Origin of the sequence: Wansuia hejianensis, from assembly GCF_014337215.1 — a bacterium.
Classification (GTDB): Bacteria; Bacillota; Clostridia; order Lachnospirales; family Lachnospiraceae; genus Scatomonas; species Scatomonas hejianensis.
This window is the reverse complement of the sequence record NZ_CP060635.1, coordinates 3793823-3814979: the sequence shown is the minus strand read 5'-3', so window position 1 is coordinate 3814979 and position 21157 is coordinate 3793823. Positions and strand designations below refer to the sequence as shown.

Genomic DNA, 21157 nt, shown 5'->3' with positions numbered 1-21157 from the left:
TCTGTCTGCGGCCCGTCGTCTATAAGTTGTTGCGGCGGATCACGGTAATTACCTTGCCTTTAATCTCACTTCTGTCCACCGCACCGCAATATCGGCTGTCCTTCCCGCCTTCCCGGTAATCACACAGAATAAAATATTGGTCTTCACCCAATGTCAGGGGATATTCAACCCCGCTGTCATATCTGGGCGTTGAATAATAAATATTATTTTCAATGACAACGCTTCCGTTGATTTTCAGCCTGTAATCCTCCGTAATCTCCACAGCATCCCCGCCCTGCGCCACGATTCGGCCGACATACTGGGTACCTGCTTCTTCCCACACCACTATGTCCTGGGCACGCAGCTCATTTTCCAGGCGGAAATACAGCAGCAGATCTCCTGCGCCGATACCCGGCGACATGTCATTATTTTTCATAGGTGTAATTCCAAAGACGATTCCGAAAATCACACACAGCAGTAAAACCAGCAGAACGCCGCGAGCCGCGAAGGAAGTAATCTCCGCCTGGTTTGCGAGTCTCTTCCGTCTGGCAGCTATCACTTGCTCCGGCGCCTCCGGCCTCTTTTCAGTCATTTGTTTCACCCGCACTTCCTCTCTGGCTGGCAATCTGACGCTTTAATTTAGTGATCTCCAGATCCCTTTCACGGATCAGGACCCTGAACCGTTCCTGTTGAATTTCATAAGCAGAGCGGTAAGCATTCTGCAGATTCTCCATCTGGCGCCAGACGTCTTTTTCATCCACACCGCCGATCCATTTTTTCCGGAAACGCATTTTTTCCATCAGAACAGTTATATCTTCCATGGTTTTTACCGCCATAAATCCTTTAACCCTCTCTGCGTCTCATCCTGAAGGCCGTTGCGGAAGCCAGAGCCAGGAGTACCATTGCCAGATATGGGAGAACCGGCCAGCCGATTCCCGTAGGCGGCACCATCTCTTTAGTATTTGTAAAGACCGCTGCCGAATCTTCATTCAGCGTGCCGGTCAGCTTTCCTTCTGAATACACTCCGCCGCCCGGCTCCACCTGCAGCATATAGTCCGCATTTTCCTCCACCACTGTATACGCACAGCCATGGGGAATGGTCAGATGTATTTCGTCGCCGTCCGCCAGTGAGAATTGATACACTCCCTTGTCAGCCCGAAGGGTTTTCTCCCCGGAATTCTCATTTTCCGTATAGATCAGATCCTCTGTATATGCCTGACCGTCCCTGGCAAGTGCCAATGAAAAGGAAAACTCCCTGTTGTGGTCGCCCATGCTGCCGCTCACCCGTTTTTCAATGGTGAGAACATGGCTGCCCGGCTCATATGTATTCGCGAAGGAAGCCGTTTTCGTTTCCAGGCGTTCTACAGTTCCCTGACTGTTCTGAGAAGAAGCTGTTAACAGATAATTGTATACAGAAGAGATATCCGCATTCACTTCACCGGCCTGATAGACGGTATCCGGAGACAAGCCCTCTATCCGGTACTGATAGCTCCCGCTTTCCTGATTCCAGGTGAATTCACTGAATGGGACTTCCTGGAGGCTGCCATTGTTCAGCGTATAATTAAATTTCAGGTTTTGCCTCAGATAATCCAGGGCCTCACCCTCCAGCCCTTCAATCCTCTTCTCTATAACGAGAGTTCCCGGTTCCAGTTGTACGACGGGCCGGTTATAAGAATCGTTAATCTGTTCGCCATTGTAAGTATAGGTGAGTGAGCTGTCACTGTTGCTGAAAAAGCCCTGCTGCCCCTCAGACGCCGGCCCTGTCCCGGGTTCTCCAGTATCCGTATAGGCTGCCCCATTATTCCGGTAAGCTTCATATGCGGCTTCCGACGGCTCTATATTAACGGTCACCTGATAGGTATAGCCACCCTTCAGTTCATAATCATCCGGGAAATCCAGAATCACCTGTCTGGTGCTTTCGTCATATCGTGCCGTGATCGTCACACCTTCAAATTCCACACTGTTTTCTCCGGAGACAACCACATTCCCCTCTCCGTCTCTGACGGCTACCGTCATGGAAGCAGGGTTTCCTGCCGCGATACCTGTAAGCTGCACGTGACCGCTCAGGGTATCCGCTATAGTTACATCACTGCACAGCATTGTGGTAATTGCAGCCTGTATATCGTCAAAGGCCGCGTTCAGCGAAGCTTCATCCGTACCTTCGTAGAATGCTTTTGTCGTATTTTCCGGAGCGGCATCCTTCAGATCACGCAGCTTTGAATAATTATTTTTCGGACCTACTCCCACTGTATAGAAATAATTTGTTCCCAGGCCGGCCGCCTCATCTTTGGCCGCCTGCAGATTATATCCTAAAAGGTCACTGTTTCCGGTTCCGGTTGTATATCCGTTTTCATCATAACGAAATGTTGGATTTCCATCCGATATAAATATCACTGCTGTCAGCGCTCCGCTCCTTGCACTTGCCAGCAATTCTTTGGCGTTCCTCAGTCCCGCCTGATAATTGGTCCCTCCGTTGGCAGACGGGCCTGAGCTGCTGGTTATCCGTCTGGTATCTCCCGTCCAGTCCACAGCCACTTCCGAATCGTTCCAGGCGCGGTCCCATCTCTCGTCGGACCCGCTGAACGTCACAAGAGAAAACCGCACATCTATATTCTGATTGGAAGCCAGCGCGGCGGTGAGGCTGTCGATAGCGTCTTTGGCCGCCTCCCGCCTGGTTTTTTTCGAGCCGCCTCCCAGACCATCATTCATGCTTCCGGATTTGTCCAGCACATAGACCACATCCAGCTCCGCTTTTGAAGTCGCTGTCCCGGCCATGCCGGAAACGGTCAGTGTCAGATCATAAGTCCCGTCCTCTTTTTTCTCCACATACTTTTCATGCCCGGCACGCATCTGCGCAGTCGGTCTGGCTGCCCTGACGGAACCTAAAGCGCGGGCCGTGCCGCCCTCAGGATTGCAGGACCAGGTCAGCGCGAACACCGAAAGGCTTTCCGCCGTAAAGGCTGCATGCACCGTTTCGCCGTCTACCGCTATATTCCCAGACAAGCTTTCCGAAGTATCGGCCACTGACTGAACCGCTATGCCGCTTTCCGTTTCGGCCATCTGCCGCAGGGACAGCGAAGCTGTGTCCATCTCTGATATATTCAATCCGGAGCAAGCTATCTCCAGATGCACAGAACCCCCGGCCGGCTCCACTCTCTCACCTGCCGCATCATAAAAGCCAATATCCCAGAGCATAAATCCGTCCGCATCCGTCCCTGACGCACGCAAAGCTTCTGCATATCTGCTGTTTTGATCTTCTCCCGGAAGTTGTTCAACTTCCAGATATACGTCCTCCGGCAATACTCCCGCATCCGTCCAGGCTTTTACCGTAAGTCCTTCCGGAAGTGCCTGCGGAAGATATTCAACGATCCCTCCGTCCGTTCCGCCGCTATCCGCTTGTTCCTCATCCTGCACGTTCCCGCTGCTTCCAGCCTGCCGGTCATTCTCTTCTGTTTCCTCATCCGCCGCCTGGCCGCCCTCCGTTCCTCCCGGGGTACCGGCAGCTCCGTCCTGTGTCCCGGCTGTCTGATCCCGGACTTCCGCCGCGCTCTGTTCCGCCACTGCGCCACTGTGCGGCTCGGTCGAATTTCCCGACGACGCCAAAATCCGCGGAGCCTCTGTCAGAGACAGCAATACAAATACTGCCAGCGCCAAAGCCAGCGTTCTTTTCAACCCTTTATTCTTCTGGCGCTCTCTTTTTTTACCTCTCATTATTTTTTTCCTGCTCCTTCCGTATAAAGTGATCTATCATAAGCAGCAATTCCAAAGCACTGCGGAAATATTCCCATTGCCCGTCAATGCAACAGCTGCCCTGCCAGCTGTAATGCTGCCGGTACATGGTCTGCACAAATACATGAGGCCTGCGCCGGCCGTCCCAGGCTCCGCCGTTCTTCCAGGCCTGTACGTTCATATCCCAACCATCCGCCGTCTCCAGATCCGTTGCCGTCCATTGGAATCCGTTGCTCTTCCCTTTTATTTCCCGGCCAAATCCCGGTATCTCCAGCAGATCATAAATCCTTTCCATTTTCAGCAGCAGATCTCCATATCCCTGAAACCCGACGCTGGAAAGCATATGGGCATTGGCTATCTCTCCCTCTGAAAAACTGCCGTCATATTTATGAACAGTCAGCATCAGAAGGGCATCCCTGGTTGTAACCGGTGCTCTGGCAGCCGGCGCTGGCAAAATCCTTTCCGGCATGGCTGTTTTCCTCCTCTTCTGTATACCCCGTCAGAAATCATGCCCCCTTCAGCATGTCGGTTTGCCGTTCATGAGGTTGCCGGCCGGCTTGCCTTTAAGCCGGCAATTTTCTCGAGATCTGACGTTTTTTGCCACATAATTCTTATTATGTGGCAAAAAAAGAAAAGCCTTAACCATAAGAATGGCCTGGCTCCTCAAAAAATGCTGGTTGATTAACTTTTTTTCAACAGTTCTGTCCGTCAAACCGGCTTTTTTAATAAAATAAGCACATATAATAAGCCTTGCCGCCGCACATGACAGAAAGGCCTGTTCCCCATGCTTTATAGTTTAAAACCCAAATTTTACCACAGTAATATTGACATTCCCGAACTGTTAGGCTATAATTTTAAAATAACCTGAGAAAAAATTATGTACATATTTTTAAATGCACTTACCACGTAATAAGAATTACGTGGTGTTTTTTTATCTTACTAAACTACCAGATCCAGCGTATCCAGCCTCCGCAGGTGTTCCTTGCCTGTGGATATGATATAGATCCTGGTTGTGTTGATATCGCTGTGCCCTAAAATGTCTGCCAGCTTCGCAAGGTCTTTATCGATAGAATAGAAGCAGCGGGCGAACAGATGGCGGAGATTATGCGGGAATACCTTTTCAGGGTCAACATGGGCGTCCGTACACAGTGATTTCATCATCTTCCAGATATTGCTGCGGTCCAGCGGCCTGCCTCCCCGGGTTAGGAATACCGGTCCTGACTGGATCTCCTGCTTCTTTATATAGAGAGACAGCTTTCTCTTCATTTTTCCCGGGATCAGGACAATCCGTGTCTTTCCTTTTAGCCTGACGACTGCCTCTCCTGTTTTTACCGCCTCTGCGGTAATGAACGCTAGCTCTGACACGCGTATCCCTGTCGAACAGAGGGTCTGGAGCAGCAATGACAGCCTCTCATTTTTACGGCTCTCGGATGCCTTCACCAGCCGCAGGTATTCCGCTTTCGTGAGCATCCTGTCCCCGGGACAATATGGCCGGTGCTGTATTTTCAGCAGACGGACCTTCAGTTCCGGCCTGCCCGCAAATTCCAGGAACCCGTTAATCGCCGCGAGTTTTGTATTCACACTGGCCGGCCGATAGCTGAGCTGAAGGATTTCTTTATAGTTTATCACCAGGTCCTTAGAGGCCGGGGTTGTGCCAAAATAGTCCAGAAAGTTCAGTATATCTTTATGATACTGCCTCCTGGTAGAAGCTGATTTTTCCTGTTCTTTCAGATATTTCAGATAATCTGTAATTTTCATGCTCAATGACTTCATAATGGCCTCCCTTGTTTTTTTCTATACATAGCATATCCGATCAGCTTCTCAATTACTCAGTGAACCAGCAAAAAAACGACAGGGACTTCTTCATGCACCAGGCGGCCAGGACGATATTGGGCAAGCAAAAAGCACCTTCTTCCGAAAGTGCTTCCTGTATGGAGCATATGGGATTCGAACCCACGGCCTCCACAATGCGAATGTGGCGCGCTCCCAGCTGCGCTAATGCCCCGTCCTCACCTAATATACCGCAAATGAGGCCAGATGTCAAATTCAACCTGCATTTTTTTGCAAAAAAATGAGGATTACTCCGTTTCATCTGTAATATCAGCATAGCTCAGCAGCCTGTCCAGCACACGGCTGGTCATGATATACTGTTCCACAGTGTTCTGCCCATAGGAGGCTACCAGCGTATCCGCATCCACACCATAGGACTCTGCAAGCTTCTCAAGGCCTTCCTGGTACTCTTCATCTTCTGTGCTCAGGCCCTCCGCCTCCTGCAGAGCATCCAGCATCAGGCGGCTCTTGGCGGCCGCTCTCCCATACTGCTCCTTACGGTTCTCGTACTGCTCCTGGCTCAGGCCGTTGGCCTCTATATAGGCATCCAGCTCCATGCCGCTGTAAGCCGCTTCCTGCTTTACTCCAGATTCAAATTCTGTCTCTCCCTCTTCCACATAGGCCCTGGGAAGCTGCAAGAATTCCGTGCCCTCTTCAACCTGTCTCCAGGCGTCCTGGCGCATGGCCTGCAGCGCTGAATTTTGTTTGTTCGTCTCAAGATTGTCTCTGGCAAATTGCCGGAACTCCTCCGCCGTTGTATATTCCCCGTCCGTATTCTCCAGCACCCATTCATCCGTCAGTTCAGGGGCACGGCTAATCTTATTGACCGTCACATGAAAAACTACCGCAGCCCCCCTCAGATCCTCCGTCTTATAATTCTCCGGAAATGTGAGGTCCAGATCTCTGCTTTCGCCTGCCTTCATACCGATGATGCCATCCTCAAAGCCCTCAATAAACCTGCCCGAACCAATCACCAGGTCATAACTGCTGCTGGTCCCGCCTTCAAAAGCCACCCCGTCTCTTGTCCCCTCATACGCGATATTCACCGTATCGCCCTGCTGTACAGTAGCCTTTGCATCCGTTACCTCTTCAACATTCATCTGAGAAGCGACATAGCTGTCCACATCTTCCTCGCTGACAGCCTCCACACTCCGGGTCAGCTTCAGTCCTTTATATTCTCCCAGCTTCACACAATCTGCCAGTGCAAAATCACCCTCTGTAATCGGAGTGGTATCCGGCTCAACGGAGGAAATATCGCTGCTTTTGCCGTCAGAAGCTCCTTCTTCCGCTGTGTCGTTTGATTTCCCGCTCTCCGACGTAGTTCCCTGGTCTTTATCCACAGTATCATTGCTGCAGCCTGTTGCAGCCAGCGCTGTGGCAAGGCATAAAATAGCTAAAATCCTTTTTTTTCTCATAAACATCCCTTCTGTCTCAATATTCTGGTATCTGCGCTCACCGGCGCCGTTGATTATTCCAGAGCCAGCACGCTCTGAAATTCTTCATACGAATCTATCTCATGAATGCCCTGGCGCACATAACCGGCTCTCACCTGCAGCCAGCTCAGATTATCGCCCTCTTCTATGCAGAAGAAGCGAAACCCCTGATCCTTCAGATACGTGTATTTCGTATTTTCATCCGTGTAGTCGCTCCAACTGCCAATGTCCGTCTCACAGGGGAAAATCAGGATATCCGTCCCTCCGGCCACAGGCGCAACGTTGGCCTGCCACTGGTCGGCATCGGACTGCATCTGAGAGAACTCACTGCCATAGCTGGTATAGCTGTTCCCATAGCTGGCAAAATTCCAGCCCCCGTTCTTCAAAGCCTGTACCACAGTCTTACAGCTCTCTGCCTCTGCTTCGGTATCAAAGGTACCGTAACCGTCGGCGTATGGATTGCCCTCGGCCGCCGACACAGCCAGATACGGACTGGTCCGGTAGCCCAGAACACCGTTGTAACCGGTGAGTCCCAGGGTTCCCTTGGCTCCCCGGTAGGAAAAGTCCGGATGCTCGCTGATAAATGTCTCCAGACAGGGCACAATATCATAATCTCCCGTCACCGTATTGCCGTCTGGCTGCTTATATTCATTAACCACCCTGCCTTCATCGTCTACGATCAGCCGCGAGGCATAACCGTTCCCCGCTTTTTCAAAGGGATAGCTCACATCCCGCTGAGACAGCACAAACGGCTTTTTCCCTTCCGGCAGATAGAGCACGCCTGCTTCATAGCTAACGTTTCCTTCTTCATCTTTTACTGCAGAAGCCAGATCATAGAGATCCACCAGCACGTAGCCGCCGTCATACAGTTCCTGAAGGATCTGACGGAACTGTTCCACTGTCAGGGGAGATGTCCCCTCAGCCGCAGCCGCCTCATTCACCAATAATGTTGGAAAAGAAAAATGGCGCACTGAACTTGCATCCACTGCGGCCAGTTTTTCTTTTTCTGCTTTATATTCCCCGATTGCAGCCTGTATCGCTTCATCCTTCTTCGCGTTTTCCATGGATTCCAGAACCGCGATCGCACTGTCATAGTCATATTGCGCGGCCAGAAGTTCCGCATACTTGCCTGGTTCAGACATACCTGCCGCCTGGACGACTGCCTCCTTCTGCCCGTCATCCGCCGTACTTGTCAGTTTTTTCCCCTCACGGATAGCGGAAGAAATCCCCCAGACTGCCAGAAAGACTGCAAATACGCCTATTAAGGCGATGATCAGACGCATGATCATCACTTTCCGCCGTCTCTTTCTCCGAAGCTCCTGCCTGCGGCGCATGCCCGCCCGGCGCCGGCGCTCTTCATCCGATAGCCTTTTGTCTGTCATTTTATTCTCCTTCGTCTGCAGCAATTACCAGAAGCAAACCAGCAGCCGAAAGTCTGGTGATGCCGCCGGTCGTTTTATTATAACACAGCAGGGCGATACTAAGCAAGTAGACAGAAAACTGATACTCCTCACTCATCCATATCTGATATGGAATAATTTAAGATCGCCTCCACGCCGTTTTTTACTTTGGAATATGCTTCTGTCAGCAAATCCAACTGCTCCCGGCCGGCTGGCTCGATGTGATAATAGACCCGTTCCCTGTGCTTCGGATCATCCAGGAAATAAGAGCTTACAAAACCCTGACGCTGCAGGCGGTTCAGGAGAGGGTACATCGACGGAACAGCAAAGGTAACAGCATTTTGTGAAACGTTCTCAAGTGTCTGGGCTATTTGGTAAGCGTAAGAATCTTTTCTGGATAAGACTTTTAAAACAAGCATATCCATCAATCCCTTTCTAAATTTGTCTTTCAGTTCCATAAATCAAATTCCCCTTTCCTTTACTCATTCACTCTGGTTTAATTATTGTTAATATCCCACAATCATTTGTCAATATTCACAATGGAGTCGCCTTATCTATCACTATTGTTTAATATTAAGAATAATCCTCAAAAGCATTTCCGGTTTTTAGAAATTTCATCTGGTCAAAATATTATGTACTTAAAACAAGTACATCCCAGCCACCGCTCATCTGTGCGTACTTAAAATGTACTTATATATTACATGGACACGATGCTCAAATCAATCAGAAAGGAAATTTTATGGATAAAGATAAACATTTGGGATTACGCATTAACTCTGAAACTCATCAAAAACTAAAAAGCCTTGCGGAATTCAACGGACGCTCTATTAACGGCGAAATATTATATCTGATTCGCCAGGCCATTTCTCAGCATGAACAGAAGCACGGGACACTGGAATAAAAATAATCCTGCGATTCTTAAACCGGAAGTTTTGAAAAATTCAGCATTGCCTTTTAAATGAATAAATGATAGAATATGGAAGAATAATAGAGGAGGTATGCATATGAATTGGTGGCAGATTTTACTGATCGTGCTGGCTGCCGTCGCAGCGGTCATCATCGTATTGGTAATACTTGGGAAGAGAGCACAGAAGAAGCAGGAAGCACAACAAGAACAGATTGAAGCAGCTAAACAGGTAATGAGCATGCTGATTATCGATAAAAAGAAACTGAGGCTGAAGGATTCCGGGCTTCCCCAAATGGTCATTGACCAGACCCCCAAGCTCATGAGAAGGACAAAGCTTCCCATCGTGAAAGCCAAAGTCGGCCCTAAGATCATGACATTTATTGCCGACGCTGCTGTCTATGAACTGATCCCTGTCAAGAAGGAGATCAAAGCGACAGTAAGCGGGCTGTACATCATCGGCGCCAAGGGCATCCGCGGTTCTCTGGAACCGCCCAAGAAAAAGAAAGAAAGCGCCTTCAACAGGCTTCTCCGAAAGGGACGCGGAGAGATCTGATAGCCTTAATAGCCAGACATACAGCCAGGATTTCACTAATGAAAACTCCTGGCTGTTTTTTATTCTGATCTGTCCAGCATCTTTCTGATGAATTCCTTCTTATGATTCCAGGCGGAAATTGCCCTCTTCTTTGGATTTGACATTCATCTGTATCGTGCAGTCCGCGACATAGCTCTCGTTCAGATCCAGCGCGTAATTGACCAACAGGTCTATATTATTTTTCCCTTCGTGAACCTGGATATTCGTCGCCGCAATTCCCATATTCATAACGCCAAAAGGCGTCTGATAATAGGACAGCGTCTTTTTGTTCTCCTCAAATACCATATGTACATTGACAAGACCCTTTTTTCTGACTTCCAGCTGGTCTTCTTTAAATTTCATCACATTATGTGTCGTTCCCTCAAAGCCTTCCACTGCTTCCTCAAACAACAGATAGTGCTGGCCGTTCTTCTTGTAATATTCTCCAGGCGTTACCACCTCTACAGGCTCCATATCCTCTTCGCTCTGGATAAACTGCAGTCCCCGTATGGTGATGATCACTTCTTTTGTCATATCGTTCCCCTTAAACTTCTTCCCTCAGTACTCTTCTATTGGTATCTGCTTCGTCGTCTTGATATCGTAGGGCAATATGGAATTCGCGAATGCGTTGAATTTTTCCACAGTGTCGCTGGCATAAAATTGGTATTTCTCTCCCGCCGGGCAATGAGTGTCGTTCTCCAGGCCCAGCTCTTCGAGCATCCGCTTCAGCGCCTGGGAAGTCTCATAGGCCGGATTGACCAGAGTCACCTGTTCGCCGAGTATCCTCCTGAGCAGCGTCCTCAGCAGCGGATAATGGGTGCAGCCCATAATCAGCGTATCGATATCCTTCTCCAGCAGCTCTGCCAGATAACGTTTGGCGACCTCTACGGTTATGGAGTCTTTCGTCCAGCCCTCTTCTACCAGAGGCACAAACAGCGGGCACGCCTTTCCATATACTGTGATCTCGGGGTCTTCCCGCTGGATCAGGGTCTGGTACAGATTACTGTGAATGGTGCTCTCTGTGGCTATAACGCCGATTTTCTTGTTGTGAGTGGCCTGAACGGCCACGCTGGCCCCGGGTCTTACCACACCCAGGATCGGCAGGTCGATCTCTTCTTCTATGGTGTCCAGCGCCAGGGCGCTGGCTGTATTGCAGGCTACTACGATAGCCTTTACCTTCTGTGTCTTCAGGAACCGGACGATCTGCCTGGAATATCGCAGGACCGTGGCCTTTGATTTGCTTCCGTAAGGAACACGGGCGGTATCGCCGAAATATACGATTCGTTCATCCGGCAGGTTTCTCATGATCTCCCGTGCTACAGTCAAGCCGCCGACGCCCGAATCGAACACCCCAATGGGCGCATTCTTTTCTGAGTTCATCTTTTCCTCTCCCTATCCTCTTACTAATAGGTTCGCAACCTCACTATAGCTTATCATATTTTCTGTCCTAAAACCAGAGAAAACCAATTGAAAGTTCACCTTTTTGCAAAATGCTGTCGTATGCCTCGTCACTGAGGACCCCTTTCAGTTTTTTGCCGCCCTTTTCCGTCATTGCCGGGTGCAGGGCGTCCTCAAAACAGAGAGACGGATAGATCATACACCACCAGTTGTGGCCCTTTGCGTTTCCCAATTCCACCTGCAGCGTCTCATACCGGCCTGCCGGAAATGTGTAATCCCCATATGTTTTTACCGGAAAATCGGCAGTCGTCAGACGGACTGTGACGGCCTGGCTGCTTCCGGCAAGACGGACTGTCTCCTCCGCCTTTTCCTGCAGAAGGGGCAGGTTCTCCTGCAGGCATTCACGGGTTTCATCCAGCGTATCCGCACCCTCCAGCAGAACTCCCATCTCCTTCAGCAGCCTGTCCTTCACCTGCAGCTTGATTTCCTGGTCTGCCGTCCTGTCGCTGTTAGCCAGAACGTGGAACCGGATCACCTGCTTCGCGATTTCCATCTGTGTCTCCTGCACGTGGTCCCAGGTGATTCCTGTCCACAGAGCGCCGGCGCTTCCTATAATAACAGCCATAATAACGGCCAGATTTCTTTTACAAAACTTAAAAACTTTCATAGCTATTCCTCCTGTCTGAAGGATCGCCAGATGCATGAAGGTTTATACAGTTTTTTCCAAAATTATCTGCCCGTCCCTGACGAGAATTTCCGGAATTACGGGCAGCTCATCATAATTGTTCCAGGTATAGAAGAAATTCTCCAGCGTGAGGGGCCGCTCGGTCTGTATCCCGGTCCTGTTTTCATAAAGCCCTGTGAGATAATCCCCCAGGGAATCCACTGTAGTCCCGTTCAGCTTCATGAGGGCGTCCGGATCTTCTGTCTGGAACAGATAAGCGCTCTTCCCCAGAACCGTGTTATCTTCCATGTACTGAAAGATATAGGAAGAAGCATCTTCAGAAGACAGCAGCCTTTTTCCCAGCACCACAGCCTGCACATGACCGAGATCCAGATCATATTCCTGGCTGGCGTCGTAGAGCTTCTGTATTTCTTTCAGATCTTTTCCTCTGAAAACAGTCCCCGCATTCTGCTCCGCGCCGCCCGCCTGAGGGTCCTTGCCCTGCCCCGTATCTGCCGGCAAATTAGCCATTCCATATACAACTTCGTATTCGCCGTTGATGTAATCCACCGAAACAGCCAGCGGATATGCTCTTTTTTCCGGTTCTACGCCTGCGCAGCCCCACAGGAAAAGGGCTGCCGCACAGAGTGCCGCGCATTCACTCAGCCGCCTTCTCAGGCTCTTCTTCCCTTTGTTCCTCATGCTTAGCATCTCCTCTCTCCTTTTCATTCCGTATCCGCTTCTGCGCCCAGAGAGCCAATATGGTGATCAGCAGAAACAGCGGCGCATAGATATCCTGCAGGATCGTCGCATAGATATCTGAAATAGTCTTTCCCGACCATCCGATCAGGCTTCCCAGCCAGATCAGCGCCACCATGATGATCCGGGTCCAGTCCCGCCGGACTCCGTTCCTCCCTGTCAGCCAGCAGCCATAGAACAGGACGCTGCCCAATGTGAACAGCAGGCTGAAAATCAGTACGGTTAACCATACGATGTCAAACCGTTTCAGGAAATTCCCCGGCAGGCTGGTCCCGGCCATAAGATCCAAAATGGGAAATTCCATTTTCTGAATGCCCTTAAATCCATAAACTCCCAACAGTACCGCAACGGTAGCCAGCAGTATGAGAGTCACAATCAGAAGGCCGATTGCCAGGCTCCGGAAGGTTCCGCCCTTTTTCACCTTGCTGCCCTTGTCCACCCTGACCAGGATAAATGCCACCAGGCTGACTGAAGTGCCCATGGTAAAATACTGGTAAGCGCCTTCTGTGATGGTCTCCGCCGACCACGGCTCCATCAGTGAAAAATCCGGCTGGTGAAGGTGAAATGCCGCGAATACCAGCAGCAGCACCAACAGCACCAGCACCCAGGGAAACGCCAGCTCTGCCAGCCGCCCTCTCCTCTGCACTTCATTGCCCATGCCGAGACATGCGGCCAGGATAAATACCGCGCTGATCACAGGGAGAGGGACGCCTGAGAGCAGATACCGTTCAGTCACGAAGCTGACCTTTTCCAGCAGGAAGCTTCCGCTCAGCACCAAGAACGACAAGTAAACCAGGGTGATCAGCCATTTGCCGATACAGCCGAAGTAACGTTCCAGGTTGCTGTAGGCGGCGGACGCCCGCACCAGGAAGAACAGGTACAGGATCAAAAGAGCCAGCCCGATCAGCATCCCCGCCAGGGAGTTGCCGCCGCCCGCCGCCATTTCCCCCGCCTGGAAGAGCAGCAGGATCCCAACGAGGCTCAGGATCATCTGACGTTTCAGCTGCCGTCTGGAGATTCGTTGATTATCTGAAAACATCATTTTCCTCCCTTCTCTTTTAACCGGATTCTCTGATCCCGCCTTGCGAATACCGGGCGGCTTTTCAGCGTGCGGAACGGACCCCGCAGCAGGTTATCCTTCTCATCCTGATATCCCTGCAGCTCCCGGCTGACAAAGGGCATCATATAGGGGATGTGGAAACTCACAAGCCCCGACAGGTGCCCGGCAAGCAGGAACAGCCCCACTGTCAGCCCGAAGCAGCCCAGGAATCCCCCCAGCAGTATAAATCCATACTTTAACAGCCGGAAGGGCGCCGAGAATTCTTCATTGGGAATTCCCAGCGAGCTCAGGGCGCTGACCGCCACGACGACGACCGTCATGGGGCTGACCAGGTTGGCCCCCACGGCCGCATCGCCGATGATCAGCCCTCCCACGATACCTATGGTTCCGCTTAAAGGCCCCGGCATCCGCACCCCGGCTTCCCGGATCAGCTCAAAGGCCAGCTCCATCAGGAGAATTTCCACCATGCTGGGAAAGGGCACTCCTTTTCTGGCCTCCGCGAAGGAGAGAATCAGATTGGCCGGCAGAATCTGTGTATGGAAATTGATTACCGCAAGGTAGAAACCAGAAATCAGCAAAGCCGCAAATATGGCCCCGTAGCGGAGCAGCCTCTGAAAACTTACCATTTCAAACCGGTTATACCGGTCCTCACTGACTTTCACAAAGCTGTTAAACACTGTGGGAAGCAGCAGCGCTACCGGAGAATTGTCGCACAGGAGTACAATCCGGCCGTTCAGCGCTTCCATGGCGGCCCGGTCCGGCCTCTCCGTCGTCTCAAACTGAGGAAAAGGGGAAAGCCAGTCCTCTTCCGTTAGCTGTTCAATCATACCGGAATCCAGCACCCCGTCAATTTCAAACTGTCCCATCCGCTCCTTAATTTCTTCCAGCAGCTTGGGATAAACCAACTCTTCCATATACACCAGAGCCACCACAGTGTCCGACCGGACGCCTACCCGCAGTTCTTCCACCTTCAGGCCGGTGCTGCGGACACGCTTGCGGATCAGGGCCGTATTCACCTTCACGGAATCGGCAAACCCTTCCTTGGACCCGCGGAGCACCTTTTCGGACTCCGCCTTGGTCACTCCCATGCTGGGATAGCCCTTGCTGGAAATCTTCACCGCCTTGCCGTATCCGTCCATGAAAAATATGGCATTTCCCGCCAGCATGGATTCCAGAGCTTCCTCCAGCGTCTCAAAGGTTCCCGTATCGGAAATCCCGGCTCCGTTTTTTTCCACGAAGCTTCTCATTTGTTCTTCCGGCAGCGTCCAGAGCTGGTTGATAAATTTCCCCACAACCGAGTCTTCCAGCATCATATTGCTGACCGCCACCTCTATAAATGCCACGAGGCAGTCTGTTTTCTGCCCCTCCCCCAGCTTCATGGGGCGTATGATCACGTCGTCACAATTTTCGCATGTACTGCGGATGTATTCTTCGTTCTCACTGATATGTTCCGAAACCTTCATCCGGCAACCTCCATCTATTACAGAATGCCGCCGGCAGCTGCGCTTCCAGCGGTGTCTTACAGAAGCCGCCAGCATACGCGATCGGCCTGTCGGCCTGCCTGTGCATGCTGGCTTGCCCATCCGGTGTTCAGGCTTTGGCACATGCAGGCATGCCAGGCGCCTGGCCGCCGTCCGGGGCTTTCATAACAAAAAGAGACATCTGATGATGTCTCTTTTAGCTTCTGCAAACCTGATGGTTTTATTCACTTTTTTTCATTCTGACCATAAATCGTCTCTAATATATAGGCCTGCTGCCTCTCGATGTGGCTCTGGGTCACCTGTTTGGCTCCCTCCAGATCCCGCTGACTCAGCTTCTCCAGCAGAGTGTCATGCTCCTGGACCAGGGAGCCGCGGATTTCCTCATCCTTCAGATATTCCACCCGGTACCGGTACATCTGTTCCCGGATATTATTCAGAAGCTGCACCAGCCGCTCATTCCCGGTCGCTTTGTAGATCAGGTCATGAAAATCCACATCAGCCTGGGCTAACTCTGTCAGATCTTCCCGCTTCACCGCCTCTTCAAATTTCCTGGAGGCATGGTACAGGTTGTCCAGCTGCTCCTCGGTGATCCTCTGACAGGCGAATTTAACGGCCAGCTCTTCCAGCCCCATCCGCACTTCAAGCACGTCCTTCAGGTCTTTTTCTGTAATCTCAGCCACCTGGGCGCCTTTGCGCGGGATCATCACCACCAGCCCTTCCAGCTCCAGCATCCGGATCGCTTCCCGGATCGGCGTCCTGCTGACGCCAAGACGGTTGGCCAGCTTGATTTCCATCAGCCGCTCGCCAGGCTTCAGGTCCCCCTGCATGATCCCTCTGCGAAGGGTGTGAAATACCACGTCCCGCAGGGGCATATACTGATATTCTGTCATAATACTTGTTAAATCATCATTTTTCATGCGTATTTCCCCCTTGAAAAGGTCTTGTCAGAAATACCTGCCGGGCCAGCCCACTCCTTTTGAGGGCGCGGCTGGCCGCCTCCGCCGTCCGCCGGTTATCAAATATCCCGAATACCGTGGGACCACTCCCGCTCATCAGAGCGTTGCAGGCACCGTGTGCGATCATATTTCTCTTGATTTCTTCTATTACAGGATGAGCCGGTATGGTCACCCGTTCCAGTACATTTGCCATGCGGGCAGTCACGCCGGGCAGTGAACCCTCTTCTATCGCGCGGATCATTCCACTGATATCCGGATGGTCCTTGATTTCCCCTGCCCGCAGGTTACTATAGACAAATTTAGTTGAAACACTGATACCTGGTTTGCCGATTAGGATATGGCAGGGAGGCATGGGCGCAAGAGGCGTCAGCTTCTCCCCGATCCCTTCCGCGAGTGCCGTTCCCCGCATCAGACAATAGGGCACATCCGCTCCAACCTTCACGGCACGCTGCATTAGCTCATCCATTGACAGTCCGAGCCTGAAAATGCGGTTGACTCCAATAAATGCCGCTGCTGCGTCAGAGCTTCCGCCGGCCATACCCGCGGCCACCGGTATCATTTTCCTGAGACGGATATCCAGCCCCTTCTTTATGTGAAATTCCTCCATCAGCATGTTTGCCGCCCGATAGACCAGGTTGTTCTCGTTATTCGGCAGATACGCCAGGTTCGTAGCAAGCCGTATCCCAGGCCTGCTGCTCTCGGCCATATCCAGTTGGTCATACATCTGGATGGTCTGCATGATCATGCGGACCTCATGATATCCGTCATCCCGCTTCCGGACCACATCAAGGCCCAGATTTATTTTTGCCATCGCCTGTAATTTCATAACTTTTTCCTATGCACGAATACTCTCTGATGCCCGGCTGTCGTCCGGGTCTTTCTTATTATATGTCCATTGTATACAATTATTATACTATCTGCTTCCACAACCTTTGTCAAGGCATTACTCTACCTTTTTGACCAGCAAAAGTGAATCCATGGGATTGATGGTCTCTCCCTTTAAATCGTTTATTTTCTGGATTTCTTCCACGGTTGTATAGAACCGTTTGGCAATATCCCACAGGGTGTCGCCGGGTTGCACGAGATAGCACACGATTCCGGGCATGCTCTGCAGTTTTTCCATATCCAGGTCTTCTTCACGGATTTCATCAATAATTTCCTCTTCCTGCCGTGCCAGGACCACAGCGTTCAGATTGATGACTGCTTTGACCTCGATTTCATTGCTGTCGATCATCGTGGTGGACAGCTGCTCCAGATCCGTCCTCAGATAGTATCTGCAGTCTCCGCTGATTCCGGGCGCCTCGATGACGTGGGTGAATGGGATGGCCGATTCCATGGAATAGAAGGGCATTTCGTCGTCAGTGATGATGTAGAGGATTCTCAGCTCTACCACACCGTCCACCTGTATGCCGTTTTCCACGATTTTAACCTCGTCTACCTTGATCGTGCCTTCCCCATGGCAGATCTGCAGAACCTTATTCTGCACTCCGTCCATCTGCAGGCGGTCGCTGACCCGGCATTTGGAAAAGTTCCGCACCAGAAGGCTTTCCAGGATCTTCGGGCTGGAAACCAGTACGGCCTGTTTTTTCGGTGTATAGACGTCCTGCAGCAGTTCGCTGACAGTCTCCTGATACAGCTTCAGATCCAGCTCCAGAACCACGTCCATCTGCAGCATCCGTTCCTCGCCGTCGGCGTCGGGAGCGATTTCCATGGTATTCTGAATCATCGTCACTTCAATATTCGGTATCATATCAGAGGTACAGCCGGCGCATTCCACCTCGCCGCTGAAGGGAATTGCCTGCTCCAGCCACTGCAGCGGATTGTCTTCATCCGCGCCCGCATACAGCACGAATACGAAAAGCTCGCCTTTTACCGACATCTTATCTTCTTCGGCCCGGAGGTCCATTCCCCGGATTTCTATATCCTTCCAGAGGATTCCATGAATATTCGGCTTGTTGGACGCGATTGTCATTTCTTTCTTCACGCGGAGCGTATCTTTTTTATGTACCCCCAGCTCCAGCACCCGGATATTCTTCTTTTTCACAGATACGTCCTCAGGCTCCTTCAGATCCGTCGGAAGCTCAATGTCCGCCAGCTCTTCCACTGAGGCGTTAAAGGTCACGATTGCCTTCACGTTCAGCTTCCGGGAATTGATCAGATGGATGCTGAGATCTTCGATCTCCCATTTCAGACAGATTTTATCCCCGCTGGAAAGACCGTCCAGGTTCAGGCTTTCGTCAATGGGCAATTCCCCCTCCAGGCTGTAGACCTTCTTCTCCTCTCCGTCAGACACGTACAGCAGCGAAAAGCAGAGGCTGCCTGCGATTTTGGCCCTTCCCTCGTTCACCTGGACCTCGGCCACCGTCACCTCGCCTTTTTTCTGGATCATCCGTCCAACGTCCGGCTTCACATCCGGCACATTGTAGTCCTCATCAAAGGTCACCTGGCTCACAGCCTCAGATTTCATATTCAGCTGATGCAGATGATTTTTTATCAATTCCATACCGCTTCCTCCTCTCACTCAAATACTACCGGCAGTTCCAAATCCTCCGTCTTGATTACCAGATAGGGAACCGATCCGTCCCCCTTCTGTTCCTCCTTCGTCTCCGGCCCCAGCAGCCGGGTCTTCACATGCAGCGCCCCGTCTGTGGCCGTCACTTCCTCTACCTGAATGCTGTAGCCCCCGGACTTCTGCTTTCCATAGCCTCTGAGGATGTAAAGAAATCCGTCGCTCTTATACGTCATCTGGAATTCCGCATCACCCTGAGCTTTAATGACCTCCGCGACTTCCGGAGGGATGGCATCCGTCTTCAACACCGTATATTCCACTGCCTTCCGCTCTCCCTCCTCCACGTTCGTGATTCCACAGCCGCAGCAGAGACAGGCCATCAGCAGGATCAGCGGGGCCAATAAAAAACATTTTTTCATAACAGGTCCCTCTTTTTCGCTTTATAGTATTTTATGCCGGGGATCAGGAAATATGAGATGAGAATGAAGAAATGCCGGCAGATTCAGGGCTAAACCCGAATCTGCCGGCATCGCAGCGGTAACAATTTTTTATCCGCAGAATGGTTGAGTAACACAATATATGCTTTTGAGCGATCATACCCGCAGGGCACCCCATAATGCATGCCCTGACGGGCGGATGTAAGATTTACGGTATACTTTTCATTCTATACGGGTAAATCGAATGGTTTGTCTTTCTTCCATAGTTATCGCTTTCCATTATATCTGCTAAAAATTCATCCTCACTCATCCAGCTGTACGAAATTCTGCAGAGCCCAATACGATTTTCCGGTTTAATTTCATCATCTCTCCCAGCAACTACATCTAAAGGATATATTTTAGCCGCTGTACTATCCCCTTGCCACATACAAAATAGAAATTGAATCATCGCCCACCTGAATACTGCCTGTGATTGGAGTCCCCTGTTCTCCAGCCGTCAATAAAATAGTTCCGTCATCAGAAGCCCATTTTGTATTTGGTTGCTCTTCCATAGGGCGCTCATTCTTTTCCAATTGATGCAACTTTATTTTTTGACCTTGTTCAAAATATACGGTTTCTATAACTGTAGCTATAAATTCACGTTCATTTTGAAAATCTCCGAGCCAATGCTCAAGTTTTTTCAGACTTTGCTGCCCATCTTTTTCTTCGATTTTTTCATATATATCAATACCATTGGTTAAACCCATCTTAAAATATACATTTTTAACCCCTTCTTTCGTCCGAATGCTTCCAATTGCTGTTCCATATGCTCCCATATTGAGATAAACAGTTTCATCCTCTGACTGCCACTGCGAATATGGTTGGTCACACGGTCGTTTATTGTACCATGATTTGTAGTTTGTATAGGCATTACAGCTCAGGAAAACTATGATAAGCAAACTTATGTATTTGATTTTCACTGTTCTATCCTTCCTATGTATTATTCGCTCTCCAACAATCATTGTAACTGGCTTTTAATTCTTTATAAAATCCTGCATCCAACATTTTACTTAGCCCGTCATTTTTAAGCAATAGTGATAAATTATCGAGCCACGCTTCGTCTGCCTGATCCTGGCAAATTTTAATAGCCTTCATAAAATGAGATAACAATAATTTTCAAGTAAAGTTTTCAAGTCTTTCAGAAATCCAAAAAGCACCGGGCCAATTTATGTCTTGTAGCCATTCTAATATTTTATCCAAATAGGTTTCTAACTGTTTATCACTTCTGTCACATATGATTACTGCTCAATTATACCAGATATTCTTATTAAACTGAGGCTCTTCAGGCTGTAAAAAAGGAGTTATATTATTTATGTTCTCGGCCATTTTAATCCCCTTTTGCTGAATTGTTCTATCGCAATCCTCATCTAACATAAAAAATATATTATTCCGCGCAATCAACTCTGAAGCTCTTTAACATTTTTATTGTGGATAATTGTAAGTTTTTTATGATACGATCATAAGATAACAACTCAGACATGTGCATGAGCCACATTTTATCCTTAGTAACATACGCCCGCATTACACATTCATTTAACGCAAACCCTAATTTTTCTATATCTCCGTATTTGCCTAAACGTTCTAAAATAATTATTGCACCTGGCCAGGTTAAATCCTGCAGCCATTCCAATAGAGGAATCAGGTATGGGGATAATGTTTCATCAGGCTTTTCGTATAATACTTTTGCGCAATTCTCCCATACGTTTTTGTTATGCTCAGAATCCATTGGCTGCAAAAACACATTGACACTTCTTACTTTACCTGCTAAACGTAAACCCTTCCTTTGAATTTTCCTACTTTTATCCCATTTAAGCATATCCATGATTGAGTTAATACTATACATTTACTTTCTCCATCTAATCTTTAACCGCAGCGTTAAAACTATCTTCTCTGTCAGAATCTTCCACCAGTGTCCAATTTTATCTCACTCTGCCCGAATTCTGCATAAACGTACGGTTCCGGCAAAACCGTACATTTCATTTACATGTCAAATTTTGTAACCTCT

Annotated in this window: 24 protein-coding genes and 1 tRNA gene; 2 read left to right on the top strand and 23 right to left on the bottom strand. The window is 49.9% G+C overall.

Going from position 1 to position 21157, the window contains the following annotated elements; translation table 11 throughout:
* Positions 1-19: 19 nt before the first annotated feature.
* From lepB to H9Q79_RS17475, 10 genes are all read right to left on the bottom strand, one after another.
* The gene (gene lepB / locus H9Q79_RS17515) at positions 20-571 is read right to left on the bottom strand and encodes a signal peptidase I (protein ID WP_118644668.1); all 552 of its coding nucleotides are present in this window, start codon (positions 569-571) and stop codon (positions 20-22) included.
* Positions 564-815 (bottom strand): hypothetical protein, encoded by a 252-nt coding sequence (locus H9Q79_RS17510; RefSeq protein WP_118644670.1) that lies wholly within the window; start codon positions 813-815, stop codon positions 564-566. The genes lepB and H9Q79_RS17510 overlap by 8 nt, the downstream gene beginning before the upstream one ends.
* A gap of 7 nt (positions 816-822) precedes the next feature.
* Complete coding sequence (locus H9Q79_RS17505; protein ID WP_249328837.1) at positions 823-3690, bottom strand: vWA domain-containing protein; 2868 nt, start codon at positions 3688-3690, stop codon at positions 823-825.
* Complete coding sequence (locus H9Q79_RS17500; RefSeq protein WP_118644676.1) at positions 3680-4177, bottom strand: hypothetical protein; 498 nt, start codon at positions 4175-4177, stop codon at positions 3680-3682. Before H9Q79_RS17500 ends, H9Q79_RS17505 begins: the two co-directional genes overlap by 11 nt.
* 470 nt (positions 4178-4647) lie before the next feature.
* Positions 4648-5481: a tyrosine-type recombinase/integrase gene (locus tag H9Q79_RS17495; RefSeq protein ID WP_249328836.1), complete on the bottom strand. Its 834-nt coding sequence runs from the start codon at positions 5479-5481 to the stop codon at positions 4648-4650.
* A gap of 159 nt (positions 5482-5640) precedes the next feature.
* A tRNA-Ala gene (locus H9Q79_RS17490) sits at positions 5641-5713 on the bottom strand.
* A 73-nt stretch (positions 5714-5786) separates the two neighbouring features.
* On the bottom strand, positions 5787-6953 hold the full coding sequence (gene tig / locus H9Q79_RS17485; RefSeq protein ID WP_249328835.1) for a trigger factor: 1167 nt from the start codon (positions 6951-6953) through the stop codon (positions 5787-5789).
* 53 nt (positions 6954-7006) lie between these two features.
* Positions 7007-8353, bottom strand: a complete 1347-nt coding sequence (locus tag H9Q79_RS17480; RefSeq protein ID WP_118644682.1) for a polysaccharide deacetylase — start codon at positions 8351-8353, stop codon at positions 7007-7009.
* Between the two features lies 1 nt (position 8354).
* Positions 8355-8489 carry a hypothetical protein gene (locus H9Q79_RS18300; RefSeq protein WP_283245088.1) on the bottom strand — a complete coding sequence of 45 codons (135 nt, stop codon included), beginning with the start codon at positions 8487-8489 and terminating at the stop codon, positions 8355-8357.
* Positions 8482-8829, bottom strand: coding sequence for a PadR family transcriptional regulator (locus tag H9Q79_RS17475; protein WP_118644684.1), 348 nt, complete (start codon positions 8827-8829; stop codon positions 8482-8484). Before H9Q79_RS17475 ends, H9Q79_RS18300 begins: the two co-directional genes overlap by 8 nt.
* A gap of 281 nt (positions 8830-9110) precedes the next feature.
* Here H9Q79_RS17475 and H9Q79_RS17470 point away from each other — a divergent pair, with 281 nt between their 5' ends.
* Together H9Q79_RS17470 and H9Q79_RS17465 are read left to right on the top strand one after the other, a co-directional pair.
* Positions 9111-9272: a type II toxin-antitoxin system antitoxin gene (locus H9Q79_RS17470; protein WP_118644686.1), complete on the top strand. Its 162-nt coding sequence runs from the start codon at positions 9111-9113 to the stop codon at positions 9270-9272.
* Positions 9273-9375: 103 nt separating this feature from the next.
* The gene (locus H9Q79_RS17465; RefSeq protein ID WP_118644688.1) at positions 9376-9831 is read left to right on the top strand and encodes a hypothetical protein; all 456 of its coding nucleotides are present in this window, start codon (positions 9376-9378) and stop codon (positions 9829-9831) included.
* Positions 9832-9930: 99 nt separating this feature from the next.
* Here the strand turns inward: H9Q79_RS17465 and H9Q79_RS17460 are convergent, their stop codons facing one another.
* The 13 genes from H9Q79_RS17460 to H9Q79_RS17405 all read right to left on the bottom strand — a co-directional run bounded on the left by H9Q79_RS17460 (position 9931) and on the right by H9Q79_RS17405 (position 20995).
* Entirely contained in the window at positions 9931-10383 is a 453-nt protein-coding gene (locus H9Q79_RS17460) for a YwiB family protein (RefSeq protein ID WP_118644690.1), read from the bottom strand.
* 24 nt (positions 10384-10407) lie between these two features.
* Complete coding sequence (gene murI / locus H9Q79_RS17455; protein ID WP_118644692.1) at positions 10408-11229, bottom strand: glutamate racemase; 822 nt, start codon at positions 11227-11229, stop codon at positions 10408-10410.
* A 67-nt stretch (positions 11230-11296) separates the two neighbouring features.
* On the bottom strand, positions 11297-11914 hold the full coding sequence (spoIIR, locus tag H9Q79_RS17450; RefSeq protein WP_249328834.1) for a stage II sporulation protein R: 618 nt from the start codon (positions 11912-11914) through the stop codon (positions 11297-11299).
* Between the two features lie 42 nt (positions 11915-11956).
* Positions 11957-12613 carry a Ger(x)C family spore germination protein gene (locus tag H9Q79_RS17445; protein ID WP_249328833.1) on the bottom strand — a complete coding sequence of 219 codons (657 nt, stop codon included), beginning with the start codon at positions 12611-12613 and terminating at the stop codon, positions 11957-11959.
* Positions 12570-13712: a GerAB/ArcD/ProY family transporter gene (locus H9Q79_RS17440; RefSeq protein ID WP_249328832.1), complete on the bottom strand. Its 1143-nt coding sequence runs from the start codon at positions 13710-13712 to the stop codon at positions 12570-12572. The genes H9Q79_RS17445 and H9Q79_RS17440 overlap by 44 nt, the downstream gene beginning before the upstream one ends.
* The gene (locus H9Q79_RS17435; protein ID WP_249328831.1) at positions 13709-15193 is read right to left on the bottom strand and encodes a spore germination protein; all 1485 of its coding nucleotides are present in this window, start codon (positions 15191-15193) and stop codon (positions 13709-13711) included. The genes H9Q79_RS17440 and H9Q79_RS17435 overlap by 4 nt, the downstream gene beginning before the upstream one ends.
* A 242-nt stretch (positions 15194-15435) precedes the next feature.
* The gene (locus tag H9Q79_RS17430) at positions 15436-16128 is read right to left on the bottom strand and encodes a GntR family transcriptional regulator (RefSeq protein WP_249328830.1); all 693 of its coding nucleotides are present in this window, start codon (positions 16126-16128) and stop codon (positions 15436-15438) included.
* Positions 16118-16993, bottom strand: a complete 876-nt coding sequence (ispE, locus tag H9Q79_RS17425; RefSeq protein ID WP_249328829.1) for a 4-(cytidine 5'-diphospho)-2-C-methyl-D-erythritol kinase — start codon at positions 16991-16993, stop codon at positions 16118-16120. Before ispE ends, H9Q79_RS17430 begins: the two co-directional genes overlap by 11 nt.
* Positions 16994-17110: 117 nt before the next feature.
* Positions 17111-18670, bottom strand: coding sequence for a DUF3794 and LysM peptidoglycan-binding domain-containing protein (locus tag H9Q79_RS17420; RefSeq protein WP_118644704.1), 1560 nt, complete (start codon positions 18668-18670; stop codon positions 17111-17113).
* A gap of 14 nt (positions 18671-18684) precedes the next feature.
* Positions 18685-19095 (bottom strand): protease complex subunit PrcB family protein, encoded by a 411-nt coding sequence (locus H9Q79_RS17415; protein WP_249328828.1) that lies wholly within the window; start codon positions 19093-19095, stop codon positions 18685-18687.
* Between the two features lie 428 nt (positions 19096-19523).
* A complete protein-coding gene (locus H9Q79_RS17410; protein WP_118644706.1) occupies positions 19524-20072 on the bottom strand; it encodes a hypothetical protein in 549 nt (182 codons plus the stop codon).
* 196 nt (positions 20073-20268) lie between these two features.
* Positions 20269-20388 carry a DUF5071 domain-containing protein gene (locus H9Q79_RS18710; protein ID WP_408646484.1) on the bottom strand — a complete coding sequence of 40 codons (120 nt, stop codon included), beginning with the start codon at positions 20386-20388 and terminating at the stop codon, positions 20269-20271.
* Between the two features lie 148 nt (positions 20389-20536).
* Entirely contained in the window at positions 20537-20995 is a 459-nt protein-coding gene (locus tag H9Q79_RS17405; protein ID WP_118644710.1) for a DUF5071 domain-containing protein, read from the bottom strand.
* Between the last annotated feature and the right edge of the window lie 162 nt (positions 20996-21157).